General features: G+C 73.6%; 20 protein-coding genes. 10 read left to right on the forward strand and 10 right to left on the reverse strand.

What is annotated here, in order from left to right; translation table 11 throughout:
• Positions 1-24 precede the first annotated feature (24 nt).
• The 3 genes from ACFOYX_RS11390 to ACFOYX_RS11400 all read left to right on the forward strand — a co-directional run bounded on the left by ACFOYX_RS11390 (position 25) and on the right by ACFOYX_RS11400 (position 4,380).
• Positions 25-543, forward strand: a complete 519-nt coding sequence (locus ACFOYX_RS11390) for a MarR family winged helix-turn-helix transcriptional regulator (RefSeq protein ID WP_109804256.1) — start codon at positions 25-27, stop codon at positions 541-543.
• Positions 537-2,270, forward strand: a complete 1,734-nt coding sequence (locus ACFOYX_RS11395) for an ABC transporter ATP-binding protein (protein ID WP_238454442.1) — start codon at positions 537-539, stop codon at positions 2,268-2,270. The genes ACFOYX_RS11390 and ACFOYX_RS11395 overlap by 7 nt, the downstream gene beginning before the upstream one ends.
• Positions 2,271-2,454: 184 nt before the next feature.
• On the forward strand, positions 2,455-4,380 hold the full coding sequence (locus ACFOYX_RS11400) for an ABC transporter ATP-binding protein (RefSeq protein WP_322439759.1): 1,926 nt from the start codon (positions 2,455-2,457) through the stop codon (positions 4,378-4,380).
• A gap of 137 nt (positions 4,381-4,517) precedes the next feature.
• Here the strand turns inward: ACFOYX_RS11400 and thrS are convergent, their stop codons facing one another.
• A complete protein-coding gene (thrS, locus tag ACFOYX_RS11405) occupies positions 4,518-5,735 on the reverse strand; it encodes a threonine--tRNA ligase (RefSeq protein ID WP_322439632.1) in 1,218 nt (405 codons plus the stop codon).
• 556 nt (positions 5,736-6,291) lie between these two features.
• Here thrS and ACFOYX_RS11410 point away from each other — a divergent pair.
• From ACFOYX_RS11410 to ACFOYX_RS11420, 3 genes are all read left to right on the forward strand, one after another.
• On the forward strand, positions 6,292-6,900 hold the full coding sequence (locus ACFOYX_RS11410; RefSeq protein ID WP_322439633.1) for a VTT domain-containing protein: 609 nt from the start codon (positions 6,292-6,294) through the stop codon (positions 6,898-6,900).
• Between the two features lie 116 nt (positions 6,901-7,016).
• Complete coding sequence (locus ACFOYX_RS11415; RefSeq protein WP_322439634.1) at positions 7,017-7,769, forward strand: DUF998 domain-containing protein; 753 nt, start codon at positions 7,017-7,019, stop codon at positions 7,767-7,769.
• Complete coding sequence (locus ACFOYX_RS11420; RefSeq protein WP_322439635.1) at positions 7,769-8,461, forward strand: NAD(P)H-binding protein; 693 nt, start codon at positions 7,769-7,771, stop codon at positions 8,459-8,461. Before ACFOYX_RS11415 ends, ACFOYX_RS11420 begins: the two co-directional genes overlap by 1 nt.
• Before the next feature lie 8 nt (positions 8,462-8,469).
• On the opposite strand, the gene ACFOYX_RS11425 is transcribed toward ACFOYX_RS11420, so the two are convergent.
• Entirely contained in the window at positions 8,470-9,873 is a 1,404-nt protein-coding gene (locus tag ACFOYX_RS11425) for an NAD(P)H-quinone dehydrogenase (protein WP_322439636.1), read from the reverse strand.
• 106 nt (positions 9,874-9,979) lie between these two features.
• Here ACFOYX_RS11425 and ACFOYX_RS11430 point away from each other — a divergent pair, with 106 nt between their 5' ends.
• Positions 9,980-10,435, forward strand: coding sequence for a gamma-glutamylcyclotransferase (locus ACFOYX_RS11430; RefSeq protein WP_109804241.1), 456 nt, complete (start codon positions 9,980-9,982; stop codon positions 10,433-10,435).
• Between the two features lie 91 nt (positions 10,436-10,526).
• On the opposite strand, the gene ACFOYX_RS11435 is transcribed toward ACFOYX_RS11430, so the two are convergent.
• The 4 genes from ACFOYX_RS11435 to ACFOYX_RS11450 form a co-directional block, all read right to left on the reverse strand.
• Complete coding sequence (locus tag ACFOYX_RS11435; protein ID WP_322439637.1) at positions 10,527-11,486, reverse strand: GNAT family N-acetyltransferase; 960 nt, start codon at positions 11,484-11,486, stop codon at positions 10,527-10,529.
• Between the two features lie 95 nt (positions 11,487-11,581).
• Positions 11,582-12,334 carry a hypothetical protein gene (locus ACFOYX_RS11440; RefSeq protein ID WP_322439638.1) on the reverse strand — a complete coding sequence of 251 codons (753 nt, stop codon included), beginning with the start codon at positions 12,332-12,334 and terminating at the stop codon, positions 11,582-11,584.
• Between the two features lie 61 nt (positions 12,335-12,395).
• Positions 12,396-13,334 (reverse strand): hypothetical protein, encoded by a 939-nt coding sequence (locus ACFOYX_RS11445; protein WP_322439639.1) that lies wholly within the window; start codon positions 13,332-13,334, stop codon positions 12,396-12,398.
• 4 nt (positions 13,335-13,338) lie between these two features.
• Positions 13,339-13,968: an MBL fold metallo-hydrolase gene (locus tag ACFOYX_RS11450; RefSeq protein ID WP_322439640.1), complete on the reverse strand. Its 630-nt coding sequence runs from the start codon at positions 13,966-13,968 to the stop codon at positions 13,339-13,341.
• 117 nt (positions 13,969-14,085) lie between these two features.
• Here ACFOYX_RS11450 and ACFOYX_RS11455 point away from each other — a divergent pair, with 117 nt between their 5' ends.
• The gene (locus ACFOYX_RS11455; RefSeq protein WP_322439641.1) at positions 14,086-15,048 is read left to right on the forward strand and encodes a DUF4349 domain-containing protein; all 963 of its coding nucleotides are present in this window, start codon (positions 14,086-14,088) and stop codon (positions 15,046-15,048) included.
• Here the strand turns inward: ACFOYX_RS11455 and ACFOYX_RS11460 are convergent.
• Positions 15,005-16,264 carry an amidohydrolase gene (locus ACFOYX_RS11460; RefSeq protein WP_322439642.1) on the reverse strand — a complete coding sequence of 420 codons (1,260 nt, stop codon included), beginning with the start codon at positions 16,262-16,264 and terminating at the stop codon, positions 15,005-15,007. The two genes, ACFOYX_RS11455 and ACFOYX_RS11460, sit on opposite strands and share 44 nt — an antisense overlap.
• A 634-nt stretch (positions 16,265-16,898) precedes the next feature.
• Complete coding sequence (locus ACFOYX_RS11465; RefSeq protein WP_322439643.1) at positions 16,899-18,482, reverse strand: methylmalonyl-CoA mutase family protein; 1,584 nt, start codon at positions 18,480-18,482, stop codon at positions 16,899-16,901.
• 205 nt (positions 18,483-18,687) lie between these two features.
• Between ACFOYX_RS11465 and ACFOYX_RS11470 the strand changes: the two genes are divergently transcribed.
• On the forward strand, positions 18,688-20,733 hold the full coding sequence (locus tag ACFOYX_RS11470) for a serine/threonine-protein kinase (RefSeq protein WP_322439644.1): 2,046 nt from the start codon (positions 18,688-18,690) through the stop codon (positions 20,731-20,733).
• Between the two features lie 49 nt (positions 20,734-20,782).
• The gene (locus ACFOYX_RS11475) at positions 20,783-22,507 is read left to right on the forward strand and encodes a phospho-sugar mutase (RefSeq protein WP_322439645.1); all 1,725 of its coding nucleotides are present in this window, start codon (positions 20,783-20,785) and stop codon (positions 22,505-22,507) included.
• A 100-nt stretch (positions 22,508-22,607) separates the two neighbouring features.
• Here the strand turns inward: ACFOYX_RS11475 and ACFOYX_RS11480 are convergent, their stop codons facing one another.
• Together ACFOYX_RS11480 and upp are read right to left on the reverse strand one after the other, a co-directional pair.
• Positions 22,608-23,285 carry a GPP34 family phosphoprotein gene (locus ACFOYX_RS11480; RefSeq protein ID WP_109804231.1) on the reverse strand — a complete coding sequence of 226 codons (678 nt, stop codon included), beginning with the start codon at positions 23,283-23,285 and terminating at the stop codon, positions 22,608-22,610.
• Between the two features lie 98 nt (positions 23,286-23,383).
• The gene (gene upp, locus ACFOYX_RS11485; protein ID WP_109804230.1) at positions 23,384-24,016 is read right to left on the reverse strand and encodes a uracil phosphoribosyltransferase; all 633 of its coding nucleotides are present in this window, start codon (positions 24,014-24,016) and stop codon (positions 23,384-23,386) included.
• Positions 24,017-24,140 lie beyond the last annotated feature (124 nt).

The raw sequence follows: 24,140 nt of genomic DNA on the forward strand, positions 1-24,140 counted from the left end.
GTGGCTAACCTGACGGCTGTGAAGATGGAACCGCTCGTCCGCTTCCCCGACATGCTCCAGCACGCGCCGCTCGGTCGACTGCTCGCCATCGCCGGCCATGTCGTCGAGCAGCACTGGGGGCGCTACCTGGCCGAGCACCACGGGCTCACCTCGGCCGGCATGCGGGTGCTGTTCATCCTGAGCCGCGTCGGCGACACCACCCACCGGGAGGTCGCCGAACGGTGCTTCGTCCGGCCCGCCACCCTCACCGGCATCGTCGACACCCTCGAACGCGACGGCTTCGTCGAGCGTCGCCGGGACGCCGCCGACCGCCGCACCGTGCAACTGACCCTGACCGACAAGGGCCGCCGGCACGCCCAGCACCTCACCGACCTGATCCACAGCGACCGTCCGCTCACCTCCGTCGACGCCGACCCGGCGAAGAAGGCGGTGATCCGGGAGTTCCTCACTGAACTCATCACGAGCATGTCCGACGGGGAGGTCGGTCGGTTGAACCCAGCGCAGGATTCCGCCGCCGAGACGCCGGGGAGCCGTCCATGTTGATCCGCCTGCTCCGCCACGAGCTGCGCCCGTACCGCCGGCTCCTCGCGGCCGTGGTCGTGCTCCAGTTCGTCGGCACGATGGCCTCGCTCTACCTGCCGAGCCTCAACGCCGACATCATCGACCGGGGTGTGGCCCTCGGCGACACCGACCAGATCATGCGTACGGGCGGCTGGATGCTGGTGGTCAGCCTGCTCCAGATCGCCTGCTCGATCGCCGCGGTGTACCTGGGCGCGCGGACCGCGATGGGGTTCGGGCGGGACGTCCGCGCGACCATCTTCGAGCACGTCAACCGCTTCTCGGCCCGCGAGGTCGCCCGGTTCGGCGCGCCGTCGCTGATCACCCGCAACACCAACGACGTGCAGCAGGTGCAGATGCTCGTGCTGATGAGCTGCACCATGCTGGTCGCCGCGCCGATCATGTGCGTCGGCGGGGTGGTGATGGCGCTGCGGGAGGACCTCGCGCTCTCCCGCCTGATGCTGGTCTGCGTGCCGGTGCTGGCGATCATGCTGGGCCTGGTCGTCCGGCGGATGGTGCCGGGATTCCGCGAGATGCAGACCCGGATCGACACGGTCAACCGGGTGCTGCGCGAGCAGATCACCGGCATCCGGGTGATCCGGGCGTTCGTCCGCGAGCCGTACGAGACGGAGCGGTTCGGCGTCGCCAACGCCGACCTCACCGCGACGGCGCTGCGGGTCGGCCGGCTGATGGCCCTGATCTTCCCGGTGATCATGCTGGTGCTCAACGTCTCCAGCGTCGCGGTGCTCTGGTTCGGCGCGCAGCGGGTCGACGCCGGCCAGATCCAGATCGGCGCGCTGACCGCGTTCCTGCAGTACCTGATGCAGATCCTGATGGCCGTCATGATGGCCACCTTCATGCTGATGATGGTGCCGCGCGCGGCGGTCTGCGCCGAACGGATCGTCGAGGTGCTGGACACCGAGTCGTCGGTGGTGCCGGCGGCTGACCCGCTGATCGCGATGACCAGGAACGCCGAGCTGGAGCTCCGCCGCGTCGCCTTCCAGTACCCCGGGGCCAGCGCGCCGGTCCTGCACGACATCTCGTTCCGGGCCGGCCCCGGCCGGACCACGGCCATCATCGGCGCCACCGGCGCCGGCAAGACCACCCTGCTCACCCTGATCCCCCGGCTGGTCGACCCGACCGCCGGCGCGGTGCTGGTCGACGGGGTGGACGTGCGGCTGCTGGAACCGGACGAGGTGTGGCGCCGGATCGGGCTGGTGCCGCAGCGGCCGTACCTGTTCAGCGGAACGGTGGCCAGCAACCTGCGGTACGGCAACCCGGACGCCACCGACGCGGAGCTGTGGGCGGCGCTGGAGATCGCCCAGGCCCGCGACTTCGTGGCCGAGATGCCGGGCGGGCTGGACGCCGCGATCGCCCAGGGCGGCACGAACGTCTCCGGCGGTCAGCGGCAGCGGCTGGCGATCGCCCGGGCGCTGGTCCGCCGGCCGGAGATCTACCTCTTCGACGACTCGTTCTCGGCGCTCGACCTCGGCACCGATGCCCGGCTGCGGGCGGCGCTGAAGCCGGTCACCGCGAACGCGGCGGTGGTGATCGTGGCCCAGCGGGTCTCCACGATCGTCGACGCCGACCAGATCATCGTGCTCGAGGACGGGGGCGTCGTCGGCATGGGACGACACGAGGACCTGCTGGAGCGCTGCCCGACGTACGCCGAGATCGTGGCGTCCCAGCAGACGGCGGAGGTGCCGGCATGAGCGCGAGGAGTGAGCCGGGGTTGCGAGCCCCGCAGTCGCGAACCGAGGTGGCGGCGTGAGCGGGCGGAACAGACAGCTCGGCCCACGGGACGGCAGGGTCGTACCGGATCAGAAGCAGGGCCCGGAGGCGACGACGCCGAAGCGGCTGCCGCCCGCCGGGCGGCGCCCCGGCGGCCCGCCGTGGATGGGTGCCGCGATGCCGGCCGAGAAGTCGATGAACTTCGGGCCGTCGGCCCGGCGGCTGCTGAGGCGGCTGCGGCCACACCGGCTTCAGCTGGCCGCGGTGATCACGCTCGCCGTGGCGAGCATCGGGCTCAGCGTCATCGGGCCGAAGCTCCTCGGCCACGCCACCGACCTGATCTTCAGCGGGGTGATCGGCCGGCAGCTGCCCGCCGGGACCAGCACGGAGCAGGCCGCGGCGGCGGCCCGGGCGGCCGGCAACGACAACTACGCCGACATGCTCGCCCGAATGGACGTGGTGCCGGGCGCCGGGATCGACTTCACCGCCCTCGGCCGGGTGCTTCTCCTGGCCCTGGCGCTCTACCTGGCGGCCAGCGTGCTGATCTGGTGGCAGGGCTGGCTGCTCAACGGGGTGGTGCAGCGGACCGTGCTGCGGCTGCGCGCCGAGGTGGAGGAGAAGCTCCACCGGCTGCCGCTGCCCTACTTCGACCGGCAGCCCCGAGGCGAACTGCTCAGCCGGGTCACCAACGACATCGACAACATCTCGCAGTCCCTGTCGCAGACGCTCAGCCAACTGCTCACCTCGCTGCTGACCGTGGTCGGCGTGCTGGCGATGATGTTCTGGATCTCGCCGCTGCTGGCGCTCGTCGCGCTGGTCGCGGTGCCGCTGTCGGTGCTCGTCACGCAGCAGATCGCCAAGCGGTCGCAGCGCAGGTTCATCGCCCAGTGGAAGCACACCGGCGAGCTGAACGGCCAGATCGAGGAGGCGTACACCGGCCACGAACTGGTCAAGGTCTTCGGCCGGCAGCGCGAGGTGCAGGCCGCCTTCGCGGCCAAGAACGAGGAGCTGTTCCGGGCCAGCTTCGGGGCCCAGTTCATCTCCGGGATCATCATGCCGGCGATGATGTTCGTCGGGAACCTCAGCTATGTCGCGATCGCCGTGGTCGGCGGGCTGCGGGTGGCCTCCGGGTCGATGAGCCTCGGCGACGTGCAGGCGTTCATCCAGTACTCGCGGCAGTTCACCCAGCCGCTCACCCAGGTCGCCTCGATGGCGAACCTGCTCCAGTCCGGGGTGGCCTCCGCCGAGCGGGTCTTCGCGGTGCTCGACGCCGAGGAGCAGACCCCGGACAAGCTCGCGCCGCCCCGGGTCACCGGCCGGGTCGAGTTCGCCCACGTCTCCTTCCGGTACGACCCGGACAAGCCGCTGATCGACGACCTGTCGCTGGTCGCCGAGCCGGGTCACACCGTGGCGATCGTCGGCCCGACCGGCGCCGGCAAGACCACCCTGGTCAACCTGATCATGCGGTTCTACGAGCTGGACGCCGGCTGGATCACCCTGGACGGGGTGGACATCACCAGCATGCCCCGGGACGAGCTGCGCGGACGGATCGGCATGGTGCTGCAGGACACCTGGCTCTTCGGCGGCACCATCCGGGACAACATCGCCTACGGCCGGCCGGACGCCACCGAGGAGGAGATCCTGGCCGCCGCCCGGGCCACCTTCGTGGACCGGTTCGTCCGCAGCCTCCCCGACGGGTACGACACCGTCATCGACGAGGAGGGCAGCAACGTCAGCGCCGGCGAGAAGCAGCTCATCACCATCGCCCGGGCGTTCCTGGCCGAACCGTCGCTGCTCATCCTGGACGAGGCGACCAGCTCGGTGGACACCCGCACCGAGGTCCTGCTCCAGCGGGCGATGGCCGCGCTGCGGTCGGACCGGACCAGCTTCGTCATCGCCCACCGGCTCTCCACCATCCGCGACGCCGACCTGATCCTGATGATGGAGAACGGCCGGATCGTGGAGCAGGGCAGCCACGACCAGCTCCTCGCCGCCGACGGGGCCTACGCCCGGCTGTACCGGTCCCAGTTCACCGAGGCGGTGGCCGACGAGGCCGACGCGCTCACCGAGCCGGCGACGGCCGGGAACTGACGATGAGCGAGGGATCCGGCCCGACACCGGCTCCCGTCCTGCAGGGACGGGAGCCGGCGGGCACCCGGTCGGCGGACGCCCGGTCCGCCGGCCACGAGCGGCCGGCGCCGCGACGGCGTGGGCCGGGAGTCGCCGGGTCAGTCCGCCGAGAGCAGACCGGCCGAGCGGCCGGCGACCACCTTCCCGATCAGCCCGAGGGCGTCGGCGACGGGCATCGGGGCCAGCGCGCGACCGTCGCACAGCCGCAGCGAGACCGCGCCGCCGGCCGCCTCCCGGGGGCCCACCACCCCGACGTACGGGACCCGGCGGCGGGCCGCGCCGCGGATCCGGGCGCCCAACGAGCCGGCCACGTCGACCTCGGCCCGCAGCCCGGCCGCCTCGGCCCGGCGCACCAGGTCGACGGCCGGCTCGACCTGCCCCTGGTCGACCGGGAGCAGCACCAGCTGCACCGGGGCGTACCAGGCCGGGAAGGCGCCCGCGTGCACCTCGATCAGGTACGCGAACAGCCGCTCCATGCTGCCGACCAGGCTCCGGTGCACCAGCACCGGCCGCCGCCGCGACCCGTCCGCGTCGGTGTACGACAGGTCGAACTTCTCCGGCTTGTCGAAGTCGAGCTGGATGGTGGAGATGGTGGACTCCCGGCCGGCCGCGTCGACGATCTGGATGTCGATCTTCGGTCCGTAGAAGGCCGCCTCGCCGGGCGCCTCGGTGAAGTCCACCCCGTCGAGCGCGGCGCGGAGCAGGTCCTCGGCCCGCGCCCACGCGGCGTCGTCCCCGACGTACTTCTCCCCTGGCCCGCGCAGCGACAGCCGGAACCCGGCCGGTCGTACGCCGAGCGCAGCGTGCGCCTCGCGGATCAGCCGCAGGATCTCGCGTACCTCGTCGCCGACCTGGTCCAGGGCGCAGAAGTTGTGCGCGTCGTTCAGCGAGATGGCGCGGACCCGGGACAGGCCACCCAGCACGCCGGAGCGCTCCGCCCGGTACATCCCGCCCAGCTCCGCGATCCGCAGCGGCAGCTCCCGGTAGGAGCGGCCCCGGGCGCGGAACACCAACGCGTGGTGCGGGCAGAGCGCCGGCCGGAGCACGAACTCGTCGTCGGCGCTCAGCCGCATCGGCGGGAACATGTCGTCGGCGAAGTAGCCCAGGTGGCCGGAGAGCTCGAACAGCTCCCGTTTGCCCAGCGGCGGCGAGTAGACGTGCCGGTAGCCGGCTCGGCGCTCCAGGTCGCGGACGTACTCCTCGACGGCGTGCCGGGCGGCGGCGCCGGCCGGCAGCCAGATGGGCAGGCCGGCGCCCGCGAGCGGGTCGGAGACGAACAGCTCCAGCTCCCGGCCCAGCCTGCGGTGGTCGATCATGTCGCTCTCCTTGATCGGGTACGACCCGGAGGCGACGCGGCCCGGAACGCCACGCGGCCCCGGGGCGGTTCGCCCCGGGGCCTGGTCGACGGTTACGTCAGCGCGGCACGCCGGGGACTCCCGGCGTCGTGGTCACCACCGCGCTGCGCATGCGGCGACGGTACGCGGGCGTCGACGTGCCGCGCACCCGGATTTCGCGGTGTCGTCGACGGCGCGGGCACCCGGAGAGAAGAGGGCGCGGGCGACCGGAGAAAGGGGGCGGGTCGCCGGCACGGGACCTGCCGGCGACCCGCGGCGGCCCGGTCGTCAGGAACGGGGGACCCGACGTCCGTGGAGCCGCGCGCCGACAACGGTACGCCGACGACGGCCGCTCCGCCGCCCGCCGCCGCGCCGCGCGCCACGCCGACGGCCCGTCACACCGGACGACGCCGGATCGTTGTCCCTCAGTGGCCCTGCCGTGTCAGCGGTCACCACCGGCCAGGGCCCCGCCGGGTGACGCCGGACACCTCGTCAGGCTCGGTGCAGGCAATCGGGGGAAACCGGCGAGGTGGCAGTCGTGCCCGAACTCATCACTGATGTCGCGTCGCCGACGTGGGCGTACCTCGCGCTGCTGGCGCTGCTCGTCGCCGACGCCTTCGTACCGGTCATCCCGACCCAGGCCGTCATGATCACCAGCGGTGCGCTGACCGTCTACGGCGGACTGAGCCTGCCGCTCACCATCGCCGTCGGCGCGCTCGGCGTCTTCGCCGGCGACCTGGCCTGCTACCTGATCGGGCGGGGCGCCCCGGACCGCCGGGCGGCCCGGCACGCCATGCCGGGCCGGGCCCGCCGGATGGCCGGCCGGGTCACCCGGGGGCTGCGCGAACCGGGGCCGCTGGTGATCCTGCTCTGCCGGTTCGTGCCGGGTGGCCGGATGGCGGCCTGCTTCTCCGCCGGGCGCAGCCGCTACCCGTACCGGCTCTTCCTGCTCTACGAGGCCGCCGCGGCGGCCGGCTGGGCGACGTACGGGACGCTGGTCGGGCATCTGGGCGGCACCGCGCTGACCCAGTCGGCCTGGCGGCTGGCGCTGATCGGCGGCGCGGCGGCGATCGGGTTCGCCGGCGCGGGCTGGGCGATGACCGCGATCAGCGCCCGCAACACCCGCCCCGAGGTCCCGGTCGACTGACCCGTCCGCCCCGCGCACCGGGGGCGGTCGTCGGCCACCTCTAGGGGTGGTCCCGGGGATCGATGTCGGTGGCGGTCCCGGATCCGCTTCGGGTGCCCCCGGCGACAGGCTGAGGCATGCCTGGAACCCGGACCCGCGGACTGCTCGCCCTCGGCGGGATCGCCCTGGCGGCGGTGCTCGCCCTGATCGGACACCTCGAGGTGAACGACGACCTCAACCCGTGGTCGCTGACCGTCAGCGACTTCGCCGTCTCCGACCGGGGCGGCGTCATCGACGTGGCGATGGCGGTGCTCGCCGCGGCCACCGCCGTCCTGATCCCGGTCCGCCGCGTCCCCGGCCGGCGGCGTCGGGCGAGGCGGACGGACGGAACGACGGAGGCCGCCGGGCCGGAGGGCGTGGGATCCGGCCCGCTGGTGGCAATCCTGCTCGGGGCGTGGACCGCCGGGCTGCTGGTCTCCGCGCTGGTGCCGACCAACGAGCCCGGCCTGCCCATGGACGCCGCCGCCTACCTGCACCGGTACGCCTCGGTGGTCGCCTTCCTCGCGCTGCCGCCGGCCGGCTGGCTGCTCGCGCGGCGCCTGGACGGACGCGGCGCCGCCTGGCTGCGGGGGCTCGCCCTGACCAGCCTGGCCCTGGCCGGCGCCATGGTCTGGTCCGCCTACCCGGGCGACCGGGTGCTGATCGGCCTCGCCGAACGGCTGCTCATCCTCGCCGAGGTCGGCGTGCTCGCCGTGGTCGCGGTGACCCTGATCGGCCGACCCGCCGTCGACGGGACGCGGCCGGCCCGTGCTGTTGACCTCAACACCGCTTCAACTCCTAACGTGTGGCCCTGGGGGTCGACGGCGGCCCGGTGCGGCGAGGAGGCGTGATGATCCTGGTGACGGGGGCGACCGGCACGGTCGGCCGGGAGGTGGTGTCGCTGCTGGTGGCCCGCGGCGAGCGGGTCCGGGCGGTGAGCCGGACCCCGGCGACGGCCGGCCTGCCCGCCGGGGTCGAGGTGGTGGCCGGGGACCTCGCCGAGCCGGCGTCGCTCGCGCCCCAGCCGGAGTCGTTCTGGGCCGTCGTGGAGCGGGCCGTCGAGGCGTCCGGCGCGGAGTGGACCTTCCTCCGCCCGGTCGGCTTCGCCGCCAACACCCTGATGTGGGCCGGCCAGATCCGGGCCGGCGACGTCGTGCGCTGGCCGTACGGGGCGGCCGCCCGGTCCCTGGTCCACGAGCGCGACCTCGCCGAGGTCGCCGTCGCGGCGCTGACCTCGGCCGGCCACAGCGGCGCGCGGCATCTGCTCAGCGGGCCGGCGACCCTGACCCAGGAAGAGCAGGTCCGCGCCATCGGCCGGGCCGTCGGCCGGGACCTGCGCTGGTCGGAGATGCCGCTCGGGGAGGCCCGGCAGATGCTGGCCGCCGCCTTCGGCGATCCCGACTTCGCCGAGATCGCCCTGCGCGGCTGGGCCGCCTTCGTCGACCACCCCGAACAGGTCACCGACACCGTCGAGCGGATCACCGGGCACCCCGCCCGCCCGTACGCGGACTGGGCCGCCGACCACGCCGACGCCTTCCGCTGACCCGGGGACTACTCCAGTTCGTGGAGCATCAGCTGGCGGGCGGCCTCGGTGATGGAGCCGGAGAGGCTCGGGTAGATGGTGATGGTCTGGGCCAGCTCGTTGACCGTGAGGTTGTTCTCCACCGCCATGGTGATCGGCAGGATCAACTCACTGGCCTTGGGGGCCACCACCACGCCGCCGATCACCTGACCGCTGGCCGGGCGGCAGAAGAGCTTGACGAAGCCGTCGGCCAGGTCGGCCATCTTCGCCCGGGCGTTGCCGGAGAGCGGCAGCATCACCTGGCGGGCCGGGATCTTGCCGGCGTCCACCTCGTCCTGCGAGACGCCGACGGTGGCCAGCTCCGGGTCGGTGAAGACGTTCGCCGCGACGGTACGCAGCCGCAGCGGCCGGACCGCCTCGCCGAGCGCGTGCCACATCGCGATCCGGCCCTGCATGGCGGCGACGCTTGCCAGCGGCAGCACCCCGGTGCAGTCACCGGCGGCGTAGACGCCGGGCACGTTGGTCCGGGACACCCGGTCGACGGTGACGTAGCCACCCCGGGCCAGCTCCACGCCGTACTCGGCGAGGCCCAGGTTGGCGGTGTTCGGGATCGAGCCGACGGCGATCAGCGCGTGCGTGCCGTGCACCTTGCGGCCGTCGGAGAGCTCGACCTCGACCCCGTCAGAGGTGCGGCGGACCGCGTCCGCGCGGGAGTTGTTGAGGATGCTCATGCCCCGGTTGCGGAACACCCGCTCGATGGCCGACGCGGCATCGGCGTCCTCGTGCGGCATCACCCGGTCCCGGCTGGAGACCAGGGTGACCTCGACGCCCATGGCCAGGTACGCGCTGGCGAACTCGGCCCCGGTCACGCCGGAACCGACCACGATCAGGTGCTCGGGCAGGTCGGGCAGGTCGTACACCTGGCGCCAGGTCAGGATGCGCTCGCCGTCCGGGACGGCGGTGGGGAGCTGGCGGGGCGTGGCGCCGGTGGCGATCAGCACGGTGGAGGCGGCGATCGAATACTCCTCGGCGCCGTCGGCCGGGGTCACCACCACCCGGTGGGTGTGGCCGAGGGTGTCCTCGCCGAGCCGGGCGGTCCCGGCGACGAACTCCACCCCGGCCTTGATCAGCTTGGTGTGGATGTCGGCCGACTGGGCCAGCGCGAGCCGCTTCACCCGTTCGTGCACCGCGCGGGCGTCGACGGTGACCGCCTCCAGTCCGTCGGAGTGCACCCCGAACTCCTCGGTGTCCCGGCAGCCGGTCACCACCTCCGAGCTGGCGATGAAGGTCTTCGACGGGACGCAGTCGGAGAGCACGCAGGCGCCGCCGGCCCCCTCCGCCTCCACCACGGTGACATCGGCGTCGAGCTGGGCGGCGACCAGCGCCGCCTCGTACCCGGCCGGCCCCCCGCCGATGATCACGATCTGGCTCACAGCGCTCGCCCCTCGTCAGTGCTCACAGTGATTTTCTTCTCCCCAACGCGCTCGACACGCACCGTCGTATTCTCCCCCACCCGCCGGCCGGGCTATCGTCATCGCCGTGCGTCATTACGCCGCTTACGGCTCAAACCTGGACCCCGCCCGGATGCGTGCCTACTGCCCGCATTCGCCGATGGTGGGCATCGGCTGGCTGGAGGGCTGGCGGCTCACCTTCGCCGGCGAGGACGTCATCGGCTGGGAGGGCTCGGTCAGCACCGTCGTCGAGTCCCCGGGTGACCGGGTCTTCGTGGCGCTCTACGACATCCACCCGTACGACGCGGCGCAGCTCGACGAGCTCGAGGGCGTGACCGCCGGGACGTACCGCAAGCTCACGGTCCGCGTCTCGACGCTGGACGGGGACGTGACCGCCTGGGTCTACGTCTTCGACGGGTACGAGGGCGGCCTGCCGACGTCGTGGTACCTGTCGGAGATCGCGAACGCGGCCGAGAAGGCGGGCGCGCCGGACGACTACGTCACCGAGCTGCGGTCCCGCCCCACCGGCACCGCGTCGGCGTAGCGCGTATCGCACGCTCCCAGTCTGCTCCCGTGCCCGGTCGGGCCGCCCGTCGACCCCTGACCGGGTCGCCAATGCCACACCCGGGCGCCGGTCAGCCGGCGGCCTTGACCTCCAGCTGGTACATGTCGACCGCGCGTACCTCGCGCAGCCCGACCGACCGGTAGAGGGACAGCGGGGCGGTCGGGTTCGCCAGGTCCACCCCGAGGCCGGCGGTGGCCCGCCCCTTGGCGGCGTACCGGGCGAAGGCGTGCTGGAGCAGGGCGGCGCCCACCCCCCGGCGCCGATGCTCGGGCAGCACGGCGAGGTTCTTGACGAAGCCCTCGTTCTGGTCGATGCCCTGCGGGGAGGACTGGAGGACGCCGGCCGGTTCGCCGTCCACCTCGGCGACGAACCACTCGTCCCAGTCGGTGGCGTCGCCGAGGCTCGCCCGCCAGACGTGGTAGCTCCGCGGCTCGTAGTCGGGGGTGTCGCGGAACGCGGTGTCGTAGATCCGGTGAAACGTCCGCAGCTCCGCCTCGTCGTCGGGGCGTACCGGCCGGACGGTGACGCCGGCCGGGGGCGCGGGCGGCCCGGCGGGCAGGTCGGCCAGTGACCGGCTCATCCGCACGTACCGCTTGCCGAGGGTGAACCCGGCGTCGAGCAGGGTCCGCCGCCACTCCTGCTCCGGCTCGTACACCGCGCAACGGACGGTGAGCGCCGGCAGCCCACGCTCGACGGCCCGCTCGGCGACCCGGGCCAACTGCCGGTCCAGCAGCGGAGCTTGCAGCTCGCGACCGCGCTCGGGGTCGACGTACACCTCGACGAACTCGCGCCCCACGCCGGTCGGGTTGTCCACGATCGCCCAGGCGACGACCCCGCCCTCCGGGTCCAGGCCCAGCCACGAGTCCGCGGCCGGGTCGACGTACGGCGCGGTCAGGCACTCCGCCACGTCCTCGGCGGAGAAGTCCGGATATCCGATGGCGAACGTGTCGGCGGCGTGCACCACCTTCAGGATCGCCGGTACGTCGTCCAGGGTGGGTCGGCGGGCCGTCCAGCCGGCGGGGAGCGTCACGCCGCGATCCTGGCAGGCCGACCGCCGACCGCGCCGCCCATTTTTGGCCGAGGGCCGACGGACCACGGCCCGGTACGTCCGCACGGCCGGCACCGTCAGGCGGCCGGGACGCGCCGGCCCAGGTGCAGCCGGGCGGCGGTGAGCAGGTCGAGCAGTTCCGCCCCCTCGCCCGGGCCGAGCCCCCGGAACGCCGACGAGGCCAGCCGGTCGGTCACCGCCTCGGCCCAGAGCCGCCGCCGGACCAGCGGCCCCACCGGCGGGTACGGCGGCGGCCAGCCGCAGGCGGCGGCGCCGGCCTCGCCCTCCGGCCCGGCCAGCACCGCCTCCAGTGGGGTCATCCCGGCGGCCCGGACGGCGAGCAGGTACGCTCCGGCGAAGTGCTCACGGAGCAGGAGCAGCCCGACGGCCGTCCGGGCGCCGGACGACCGGTCCGGCACCGGCATGGCCCGCCAGGCGGCGAAGAGCGGCATCCCGCTGGCGTCCGCCGCGTCGACGATCCGTTCCAGCAGCCCGACCAGCCGGGCCGTCCCCGGCGCCTCGCCGAGATGCTGGGCGCCCCAGCGGCAGCACTCGGCCAGGTTCGCCGCGGCGATCTCCACCGGCCGGACGGTACGGGCCGCGGCGTCCCAGCCGTCGGCGACCGCGTCGGGGGCGATGAAGCCGAGGGCGGCGGCGACCGTCTCGGCGCGTACGTCGCCGAGCGCGCCGGCCCGGCCGGTGATGTAGAACGCCCAGCCGGAGATGCCGAGCAGGCGGGCCCGGCGCAGGGTCCCCGGGCAGCGGCTGAACGCCTCCCCGAGCTCCAGCACCAGCGGCTTGCTGGCGGCGGCGACCTGCTCGGGGGTCATCCGCCGGACACCGCAGCGGGAAGCGCGGACACCGTCCGTCCACCGTGGTCATCCATCCCGGTCAGTCTGCCTGCTGACCGCCGCCGGTGGCATCCCCCTCTTCGGCGTCCAGCGCCTCCACCGCGGCCTCGACCTCACCGGCGCGCCGGCGGGCCGCGGTGACCGCCCGCTCGGCGGCGCCGCGGGCCAGCTTGGCCCGGCTCAGCTCCTGCTCGGCGACGGCCCGCCGGCGCTCCAGCTCGGCGAGCTCGGCCTCGATCCGGTCCAGCTCCACCGCGCCGTCCTGGGCGGACCGCTCCGCGCCGGCCAGCTCCGCCTCGGCGCGTTCCTGGTCGGCCCGGGCCCGGGCCAGCTCCCGGTCCAGCTCCCGGCGGCGTTTCGCCCGCTCGGCCCGGGCGGCCCGGTCCGCCGCCCGTTCGTCGCGCGTCCGCCGGGTCTCGGCCCGCTCGGCCGCCCGGTCCGGTACGGCGGGTTCCTCAGCGCCCCCGGTGACCAGCCGCAGCTGGGGGCGGGGCACCTCGCCGAAGCCGGCGTAGCTGGTGGCCCGGAGCAGGCGACCGGAGCGGATCTGCTCGGCCACCTCGGCGTCGGAGAGCGCCGCGTTGAGGGTCGCCTCGACCTCGCCCAGCGGCAGCTTCCCGGCCGGCGGGGCCTCCCCGGTCTCGGCGGCCAGCCGGCGTACCTCGGCGACCAGGGCGCCGACCACGGCCCGGCGCTGCGCGGACAGCTCGCGGAGCTTGGCGCCGCGCAGGTCGCGCTGGGCGGCACGGAGCGCGTCGGCGAGCTGCGCCAGGTCGGCGACCAGCTCGGGCCGGCGGATGGCCAGCAGGTTCACCAGCCAGGCCGCCACGGTGGGCCGGCGCAGCCGGGCGATCTCCCGGGCGGCGGCCTGGTCGCCGGCTCGGCGCGCCTCGGCGACGGCGGCGTCCCGGGCAGCGACGAACCGGTCGGGTGGCGTGGCGTAGAGCTGCTCAACCAGCTCGCGGGAGGGGGCGGCCACGGGGTCAGGCGTCGAACCGGGTGCCCGGCTCGAGCCGCTGGTACTCGGTGTTCGACAGCGCGGTGTACTGCCGGTCGAGCACGGCGAACCCGTTGCTGTTGAGCAGACCGTCGTGCAGGGCGTACGCGCGGCGCGGGGCGACCGCCCGGATGAAGTCGACCACCTCGGCGAACTTCGACCAGGGCGCGTGGATGGGCGCGAAGAGGGTGTCCACCTGGACCTCCTCGGGGACGTCCAGGGAGTCTCCCGGGTGGTAGACCACATCGTTGATCAGGTAACCCAGGTTCTCGATCACCGGGATGTCCGGGTGGATGACGGCGTGCTTTCCGCCGTACGCGCGGACCGCCACCCCGGCGGCGGTGAACGACTCCCCCGGCGCGACCGCGGTCAGTGCCTCGGCCGCGTCACCGAGGACGCCGGCGAGCGAGGCCGGACCGTTGACGGTGAACGGGCGACGCTCCAGCGCCCGGGCGAGCGTCTCCGGGTTCACGTGGTCCGGGTGCTGGTGGGTGATCAGCACCGCGTCCGCCCCGTCCAACGCCTCGGGCTCGGTGAACACCCCGGGGTCGACGACGAGCACTCCCCCGTCGTGCTCCACCCGGACACAGGAGTGGGCGTACTTGGTGACCTGCATCGTGACTCCTCGATTATCGAATCGTGACGTCCTGAGCGCAGTCTGCCGGAACCGGCGCGGTGTCGCGTCGCGTCCGACGTATCGCCCCGGGACGGGGCCACGAGGATCGGAGCGGGGATGAGCGTACGGACAGGACGCCGCGGAGGCGTACCGCTGGCGGCGGTGGGACTGGTCGCGGTGCTGGTCGCGGGGGGTTGCGGCGCGGGCGGCGGGGAGCGTGACAGCAACTCCGCCCAGGCGCCGGCCGGCGGCGCGGCGGCCGACCGCGGCCAGGCGGCACCCGGCGAGGCCGGCGCGAGCCCGCCCGACCTGCGGGTCGACCAGCGGTCGATCATCTACACCGGAACGATGCAGGTGCAGGTGGACGACGTGGAACGGGCCGCTCGGGAGGCGATCGCCGCGGTGACCGAGGCGGGCGGGTTCGTCGGCGGCGACCAGCGGCGCAGCGAGTCGGCGGACGCGCGGGCCGAGTTGGAGCTGCGGGTGCCGGCGGCGAAGTTCACCGCGGTCGTGGACGAGCTGGCGAAGCTGGGCCGGCAGCAGCGGCGCGAGGTGCACACCCAGGACGTCACCGAGGAGGTGGTCGACCTGGACGCCCGGATCATCAGCCAGCGGGCCCGGGTGGAGAGCGCCCGCAAGCTGCTGGACCGGGCCACCTCGACGGGCGAGCTGGTGAACCTGGAGAACGAGCTGGGCCGGCGGGAGGCCGACCTCGCCTCGTTGGAGGCGAAGAAGCGCCGGCTGGCCGACCTGACCGCGCTGTCCACCATCACGGTGACCTTCGTCGGGAAGGACGCCTCCACCGAGGAGGAGCAGACCGAGATCGGGTTCCTGGTCGGGCTGCGGGGTGGCTGGGAGGTCTTCGTCGCCTCGGTGACCGTGCTGCTCACCGTGCTCGGCGCGCTGCTGCCATGGCTGGTGGCGTTCGGCGTACCGGTGGCGCTGCTGATCCGGGTGCTGCGCCGCCGACGCCGGCGGACGCCACCGGCCGGGCCGACGCCGCCGCTCGGGCCGCCGGCCGGTCAGCCGGTTGGTCCTACCGCACCGCTGCCAGTGCCCGCAACGCGGTCTGCACCATGAGGCGTACCCCGACCGGGATGGCGCGCTCGTCCGGATCGAACGAGGCCCGGTGCAGGTCCACGTTGGGACCGGACCGGCCGACGCCGAGGCGGGCGAGCGCGCCCGGCACGTGCTCCAGGTACCAGGAGAAGTCCTCGCCGCCCATGCTCTGCGGGGTCTCCGCGATCCCCTCGGGGCCGAGGGCGGCGGCGGTCGCGGCGGTCAGCACGCCGATGGCGCGGGCGTCGTTGCTGACCGGCGGGCGGCCACGGAGGTATTCCAGGTCGACGGTCGCACCGGTGGGCGCCATGACGTCCTGGACCACCTGAGCCACGATCTTCGGGGCCTGCTCCCAGGTGTCGCGGTCCATCACCCGCAGGGTGCCGGCGGCGCAGGCCTCGGACGGGATGACGTTGTAACGGGTGCCGGCCGAGGCGTGGCCGAACACCAGCAGCAGCCCGCTGTTGGCCGGCACCCGGCGGCTGACCAGGGTGGGCACCTCGGTGACCAGCCGGCCGAGCGCGTCGACCAGGTCGACGGTGAGGTGCGGGCGGGCGGTGTGCCCACCCGGCCCGGTGAGCCGGACGGTGACGTTGTCGGCCGCCGCGGTGATCGGGCCGACCCGCAGGCCGACCTTGCCCACCGGCAGGTTCGGGTCGCAGTGCACGGCGAAGATCTGCACCACGTCGTCGAGGCCACCGGCCTCGATGACCTCCAGCGAACCGCAGGGCAGGATCTCCTCGGCCGGCTGGAAGATCAGCCGGACCCGGCCGTTGAGCTGGCCCAGGTCGGCGAGCTGGGCCAGCAGCATGCCGACGCCGAGCATCACCGAGGTGTGCACGTCGTGCCCGCAGGCGTGGCAGACGCCGTCCACCGTGGACCGGTACGGCACGTCCTTCGCGTCGGTCAGCGGCAGCGCGTCGATGTCGGCGCGGAGCGCGATCACCGGGCCGCCCGGCCGCCCGTCGATGTCGCAGATGACGCCGTTGCCCTTGGGCAGCAGTCGCGGGTGCAGCCCGGCCAGGGAGAGTTCCCGGGCGATCAGTGCAGCCGTCTCGAACTCCTCGCCGGACAGCTCCGGGTGGGAGTGGATGTGACGGCGGGTGGCGATGAGGCCGGGTACCCGGAGGGCGAGCAGATGGTCGAGCTCGAAGGGCAGGGGCTGGGACCCGGATGGCGCCTCCGGCCAGGACGACGCCAGCTGGCCTGCGGTGGGCAGCGTCAACGCACTCGTCACGTCGAATTCTCGATCACTAGAGATGGATGGATCATCGGGGAGAACAGCAGACAGCCTAGACCTCCGGCGGTGACGCTGGGCAACATCTTTCCCGTAGCGATCGGACCGCACAGAGTCACGAATGCCCTGGTGAGAGGGGTCGAATATCTGCGGGACAGCAGGTAGATCGCGGTCGAACGCCGTCATCTGCCCCCCACCTCCTACAACGCGTAACCGTTTCGTCGGTCACGAAAACCCAGGCTGCCGTTCCGAATTGTCGCATTAGTCGCGACAATTAACTGCCGCTCCGACCATCAAACGACAACTCTCGGCGGCGGGACGACTCCCGACGGTGACATGACCGGCCGTTCCGCGACCGCACAGGCTGTCCGTCCCGATCACCCGACCGGGTTACCCGCATTCCCGATCCGCACACTCGCGGGCGGCCGGCCTCACTGCCGCAGGCCGGCCGAACGGGCCGGGCGCCGTCGCCCGGGAGGTCCGCGCCGCGCCTCCGCTCCGCCGAAGTACGGGGAGAACACCGACTGTAGCGCCGCCCGACGACCGGCGGCGACGCCCGTTTTCGCAGCTCGGAAGCGCGGACGGCGGCCCGCGCCGGTGCCGGGGCGCCGGCGGAGGCCGCCATTGACGAAGGTCAGAACCGGTCGCTCGGCCGGTACGTCCCCCAGACCGCGCGCAGCGTGCCGCAGACCTCGCCCACCGTGGCGCGGGCCCGCAGCGCCTCCTTCATCGGGTAGAGCACGTTCGCGGCGCCCTCGGCGGCCGCGCGCAGCTCCGCGAGCGCCCGCTCGACTGCGTCGTTGTCCCGCTCCGCCCGCAGCTTCGCCAGCCGCTCCGCCTGGGCGGCCTCGATCGTCGGGTCCACCCGCAGCGGCTCGTACGGCTCCTCCTCGTCGATGGCGAAGCGGTTGAGGCCCACCACCACCCGCTCACCGGAGTCGATCTCCTGGGCGATCCGATACGCCGACTGCTCGATCTCCCGCTTCTGGAAGCCGGCCTCGATGGCGTCCACCGCCGAGCCGTGGTCGGCCACCCGCTCCATCAGCTCGGTCGCGGCCGCCTCGATCTCCGCGGTCATCGCCTCCACCACGTACGACCCGGCGAACGGGTCCACGGTGGCGGTCAGGTCCGTCTCGTACGCCAGCACCTGCTGGGTCCGCAGCGCCAGCCGGGCCGCCTTCTCGGTGGGCAGCGCGATCGCCTCGTCGAAGCTGTTGGTGTGCAGCGACTGGGTGCCGCCGAGCACCGCGCCGAGCCCCTGGATGGCCACCCGGACCAGGTTGACCTCCGGCTGCTGGGCGGTGAGCTGGACGCCCGCGGTCTGCGTGTGGAAGCGCAGCATCATCGACTTCGGGTCCTTCGCGCCGAACTCGTCGCGCATCAGCCGGGCCCAGATCCGCCGGGCGGCGCGGAACTTGGCGACCTCCTCGATCAGGGTGGTCCGGGCGACGAAGAAGAACGACAGCCGGGGCGCGAAGTCGTCCACGGCCAGCCCGGCCGCCAGCGCGGCGCGGACGTACTCCACGCCGTTGGCCAGGGTGAACGCGATCTCCTGCGCGGGCGTCGCGCCGGCCTCCGCCATGTGGTAGCCGGAGATGGAGATGGTGTTCCACTTCGGCACCTCCTTGCGGCAGTACGCGAAGGTGTCGGCGACCAGCCGCAGCGAGGGCTTCGGCGGGAAGATGTACGTCCCCCGGGCGATGTACTCCTTGAGGATGTCGTTCTGGATGGTGCCGTTCAGCGCGCCCCCGGCGACCCCGTTCTCCTCGGCCACGAGCTGGTACAGCAGGAGCAGCACCGAGCCGGGCGCGTTGATGGTCATCGAGGTGGAGACCTTGTCCAGCGGGATGCCGTCGAAGAGCAGCCGCATGTCCTCGATGGAGTCGATGGCCACCCCGACCTTGCCCACCTCGCCGTGCGCGATCGGGTCGTCGGAGTCGTACCCCATCTGGGTGGGCAGGTCGAAGGCGACGGAGAGGCCCATGGTGCCGGCCCGCAACAACTGGTGGTAACGCGCGTTGGACTCGGTGGCGGTGCCGAAGCCGGCGTACTGCCGCATCGTCCACGGGCGGGAGGTGTACATGGTCGGGTAGACCCCGCGGGTGTACGGGAACTCGCCCGGGGCGCCCAGCCGGTCCGCCAGCTCCCCGGGGAGGTCGGCCGCCGTGTAGACGCCCTTGATGGGGAAACCGGACTCGCTTGACCGCCGTTCGCTCATTACCGGATGGTAGGACGCGACCGGACGTCGGTGGGTGAGGGATACCGCACACCACGTCGAAGAGGATCGACGAGAGGTGAGTACCTGACCACATACGGTCGAATAGGTAAACGTCCGCCGCGTCGGGTTTCGCATCGGCCGTCGGAACCAGCAAGATAGGGGGGTTGTGTCCCAGCCCCCCTCGATATCCCCCGGTGGCTTTTCTGTGACTCAGATCCCGACGTGGAGCGGCGGACCAGTCAGTCCTCCCAACGGACGCGCGGCACCCGGCACCACCATCGGTGGCCGCTACTCGCTGCGGTCCCCGGTGGGCAACGGCGGCATGGGCACGGTCTGGCGCGCCACAGACACGCTGCTGCGCCGCGACGTGGCGGTCAAGGAAGTCGTCCTCCCGCCCGGGCTCGCCCCGAGCGACCGCGACGCGATGTACGAGCGGACCCTGCGCGAGGCCCGCGCCGCCGCCGCGATCCAGCACCCCGCCGTGGTCCAGGTGTACGACGTGGTCACCGAGGGTGGCCGCCCGTGGATCGTGATGGAGCTGCTGGACGCCCGCAGCCTCGCCGACATGGTCATCGAGGACGGCCCGGTGGCGCCCCGCGCCGTCGCCAAGATCGGCATCGCCCTGCTCGGCGCGCTGGAGGTGGCGCACGCGATCGGCGTGCTGCACCGCGACGTCAAGCCGGCCAACGTGCTGATCTGCAACGACGGTCGGTGCGTGCTGACCGACTTCGGGGTGGCCCGGATGCCCACCGACGTGCAGCTCACCACGCCCGGCATGGTGCTCGGCTCGCCGCACTTCATCTCGCCGGAACGGGCGATGGGCCAGGAGTTCGGGCCGCCGAGCGACCTCTTCTCGCTGGGCGTCACGCTCTACACCGCGGTGGAGGGGCGTCCGCCGTTCGACAAGGGTGACCCCATCGAGACGATGCACGCCGTGGTCGAGGACCCGCCGGCCACCCCGCAGCGCAGCGGTCCGTTGACCCGGGTGCTGATGGGGCTGCTGGAGAAGGACCCGGCCCGCCGGCTGGACGTGCACACCGCCCGGGCGATGCTGCGCGAGCTGCTCGCCGGCCCGCTGACCAGCACCGCGACCGCGGTCAACTCGGTCACCGACCCGTACGCGGTGGTGCCGGTGCAGCGGCCGTCCGCGCCGCCGCCCCCGGCGGCGCCGGAGCCGAAGCCGAGTGGCCAGATCGGCGGCCGGGCGATGATCGGTCCCAGCGAGTCCCTCACCGACCGGCTCGCCGCGCTGCGCCGGGGCGAACGGTCCGGGGCGGCGGCCGCCGCGGGCGGCGCCGGGCTCGACGAGACCAGCGCCGACGCACTGGCCGGCCCACTGCACACCCCGACCGGAGCGATGGCCACGCCGGGACGGGCGGGCACCGCGTACGGCGCGTCGGAGGCCACCCAGCGGATCGGCCACCAGGCGGCGCCGGAGGCCACCCAGCGGATCGGCACCGGCCACCCGGACGCCACCCAGCCGGTGTACGGCCGCGCCGCCGAGGCCACCCAGCCGGTGTACGGCGGCGGCCAGTGGTCGGTGCCGGGCACCGGGCAGCCGTGGGCCGGGCCGACCAACGGGTCCGGCGGGTCCGCCGCGGGTGGCGCGCTGGGCACGCTGAAGGGCGCCGGCGACAAGGTGGTCGGCACCGTCAAGGGCTGGCCGCGCAAGGTGCAGCTCGCCGCGGCCGGCGGGCTGGCGGTGCTGCTGCTGATCGGCGCGGTCGTGCTGTTCGGCGGCGACGACGAGCCGAACCGGCAGATCGTGACGTCGCTGCCGACCGCGACGGCGCCGGCCGGGCCGGGCGTGGAGATGCAGGAGCACTCGGCCAAGGGCGTCAGCGTCCAGGTGCCGAAGGGCTGGGACCGGAAGACCGGCGGGGTCTTCGTCGACTACGTCGATCCACAGGTCAGCGGGCGCAAGGTGCGGATCCTCGCCGAGCAGTGGAGCGGCACATCGGTCAGCTGGGCGGAGTTCGCCTCGCGGAACCTCCGGGACAAGAGCAAGTCCTGCGCGAAGCCGTACCAGCAGCTCGCGATGTCGGAGCCGACGCTCGCCGGCGGGGCGGCGGCCGAGTTCGAGTACACCTGCGGGGACGGTGCGACCAAGCGGCACGGGGTGTGGCGCGGCGTGGTGAAGGACGGCAAGGTCTACTCGTTCTACCTGACCGCCAACGAGGCCGAATTCGCCGCGAGCCGGCCGATCTTCGACGCGATGGCGCGGTCCTTCCGGCTCACCGGGGCCAACTGAGTCGAGGCCGAGGGCCAGTGGTGATCCGCCGCCGTGCTATCAAGAGGCAATGGCGGCGGAAACCACTGACCTTGACGAACTTCGCGAGCAGGCCCGACGGTGGCTCGACGACGACCCCGACCCGACCAGCCGGGACGAGCTGCGGGGGGTGCTCGACGGGCTGCCGGCCAGCGGGCCGGACCTGGCCGACCGGTTCGCCGGGCCGCTGACCTTCGGCACCGCAGGCCTGCGTGGCCCGCTGCGCGCCGGCCCGAACGGGATGAACCTCGCGGTGGTCACCCAGGCCGCCGCCGGGCTGGTCGGCTGGCTCGCCGCCGAGGGCGGGACGGGTCCGCTGGTGATCGGGTACGACGCCCGGCACGGTTCCCGGGCCTTCGCCGAGCGCACCGCCCAGGTGGCCACCGGGGCGGGACGTCCGGCGCTGCTGCTGCCCCGACCGCTGCCCACGCCGGTGCTCGCGTACGCGGTGCGGCAGCTCGGCGCGGTGGCCGGGGTGATGGTCACCGCGAGCCACAACCCGCCGCAGGACAACGGCTACAAGGTCTACCTGGGCGCCCAGCTCGGCGGGGAGCTCGGGGCGGGCGCGCAGATCGTCCCGCCGGCCGACGCCGGCATCGAGGCGGCGATCCGGGCGGTGGGCCCGCTGGCGCAGGTGCCGCTCGGCCCGGCCGGCGAGGTGCTCGGCGACGACCTTGTCGCGTCGTACGTGGCGCGGGCCGCCGGGGTGATCGACCCGGACGGCCCCCGGGACCTGAAGGTGGCGTACACGCCGCTGCACGGGGTGGGCGGGTCGGTGCTGACCGCCGCCTTCGCCCGCGCCGGCTTCCCGGTGCCCGGGGTGGTGCCCGAGCAGGCCGAGCCGGACCCGACCTTCCCGACCGTGAGCTTCCCCAACCCGGAGGAGCCGGGCGCGGTGGACCGGCTGGTCGCGCTGGCCGAGTCGACGGGCGCCGACATCGCCATCGCCAACGACCCGGACGCGGACCGGTGCGCGGTGGTCGTCTGCGGCGAAGTGGGTTCGGCGAGCGAGCGGCGTGAGCTCGCGAGCCTCGCCGGCGGGAGCGAGGACCGGCGCAGCTGGCGGATGCTGCGGGGGGACGAGGTGGGCGTGCTGCTCGCCGACCACCTGATGCGCCGGGGCGTGACCGGCCTGTACGCCACCACCATCGTCTCCTCGTCGCTGCTGCGGGCGATGTGCGCGGCCCGCGGCCTGCCGTACGACGAGACGTTGACCGGGTTCAAGTGGATCGTCCGGGCCGGTGGCGGGTCCGCGCCGCTGGTCTTCGGGTACGAGGAGGCGCTCGGCTACTGCGTGGCGCCGGAGCACGTGCGGGACAAGGACGGCATCACCGCCGCGCTGAGCGTCGCCGAGTTGGCCGCCGGGCTGAAGGCGCAGGGCCGTACGCTCACCGACCGGCTCGACGAGCTGGCCGCCGAGTTCGGCGTCCACCACACCGACCAGCTCTCGGTGCGGGTCGATGACCTGCGGGTGATCGCCCGGACGATGGAACGGATCCGGGCCGACACCCCGACGACCCTGCTCGGTCACCCGGTCATCGAGTCGACGGACCTGCTTCCGGCGGCCGACGTGGTGATCCTGCGGACCGACGCGGCCCGGGTGGTGATCCGCCCCTCCGGCACCGAACCGAAGCTCAAGGCGTACCTGGAGGTGGTGGCGCCGGTCGTGGACGGCAACGTTCCCGCGGCCCGGCAGCGCGCGGTCGCCGCGGTCTCGGCGCTCCGCGCCGAAATCGCCGCCGCCCTCGGCCTCTGACCCGCCCGACAGGGTTGATCAAGAGGTTTGCGTCCCGGAGAGCGGCTCCGGAGACGCAGACCTCTTGCTCAACAAGGGCGGGGCGCGGGGCCGGGCGGGGTCAGGCGCGCTTGCCGAGGGCGGCGTCGACGGCCTGGCCCAGGGCGGCGACCACCAGGCCGACGGAGGGGCGGACCACCGAGTCGTCCAGGCTGACGTTGCCGGAGAAGCCGGCGCCGCCGGTGATCTCCTCCAGCCGGCGCCGGGCGTCCCGGGCGTCGTCGCCGGTCAACCCCAGCGCCGGCTCCATCCGCAGCACGGCGACCAGGGTGGCCAGCGCGGCGGTCCGCTCGTCGGGGAGTTCGCCGCTGGTCAGCGCCTCGGCCAGCCGGCGGCGGATGTCCGCCTCGACAGAGGCGTCGGCGACCGGGTAGCGGTGCACGTGGATGAAGCCCAGCTCGGTCTCGTCGACGTCGCGCACGACACCCTGGCGGCACAGGTCGCCGAGGATCCGGTCGCGCAGGCCGTGCCGCAGTCGCTGCACCCACGACGACGGGGTGTGCGGGGTGTCGGCGGCGATCCGGGCCAGCACCTCGTCGGCGACCGGCTCGCCGGTGGGCGCCGGGTCGGTCACCGCCAGGGAGCCCTCGGCGTACGCGATCCGGCCGGCCAGGGCCAGCTCGATCAGCACCGCGGCGGCCATCCCGAGGTCCAGGCTGATCCGCGGCATGGTCGCCTTGCCGGTTTCGTCGTCATAGGCGAGGAGCAGCAGCTCTTCGGCGAGCGCAACACCAGTCATGGCCCGAGACGCTAGCGGTTGTCCGCACCCCCCCGCGCGGCAACTCGCCCGGTCGACCCGTCCGGCCCGCCGGGTCACCGGCGGGCCGACCGGTGGCGTCAGAAGCGGGGCATGCCGCCGAACTGGCGGTCGCCGGCGTCGCCGAGGCCCGGGACGATGAACATCCGGTCGTTCAGGCCCTCGTCGATCGAGGCGGTGACCAGGCGCAGCGGCAGGCCGGACTGCTCCAGCCGGGCGATGCCGACCGGCGCGGCCAGTACGCAGAGCACGGTGATGTCGGTGCAGCCGCGGTCGGCCAGCAGCCGGCAGCCGTGCTCCAGCGAACCGCCGGTGGCCAGCATCGGGTCGAGCACCAGCACCGGCAGGCCGGTCAGGTCGCGGGGCAGCGACTCCATGTACGCGCGCGGCTCGTACGTCCGCTCGTCGCGGGCCAGCCCGACGAAGCCCATCGAGGACTCCGGCAGCAGGGCGAGTGCGGCGTCGGCCATGCCGAGACCGGCCCGCAGCACCGGCACCAGCAGCGGCGGGTTGGCCAGCCGGGTCCCCTCGGCGCCGGTGACCGGGGTCTGGATCTGGTACTTCTCGACCGGGAAGGAGCGCGCGGCCTCGTACACCAGCATGGTGGTGAGTTCGTGCAGCGCGGCCCGGAACGACGACGAGTCGGTCCGGGCGTCCCGCATGGCGGTCAGCCGCGACTGGGCGAGCGGGTGGTCAATGACGTGTACGTCCACGATCGCTCAACCTACCGGTCCGCCGGGGCCGGCAGTGCGGGTGCGGGGGTGACCAGCGACGCCGCTCACGTGTGGCGCCCCGACCAGGCGACCGTGACCAAGATCACTCACCGCGCGGATGCGT

Source organism: Micromonospora sp. GCM10011541 (assembly GCF_042650725.1).
GTDB lineage: Bacteria > Actinomycetota > Actinomycetes > Mycobacteriales > Micromonosporaceae > Micromonospora > Micromonospora sicca.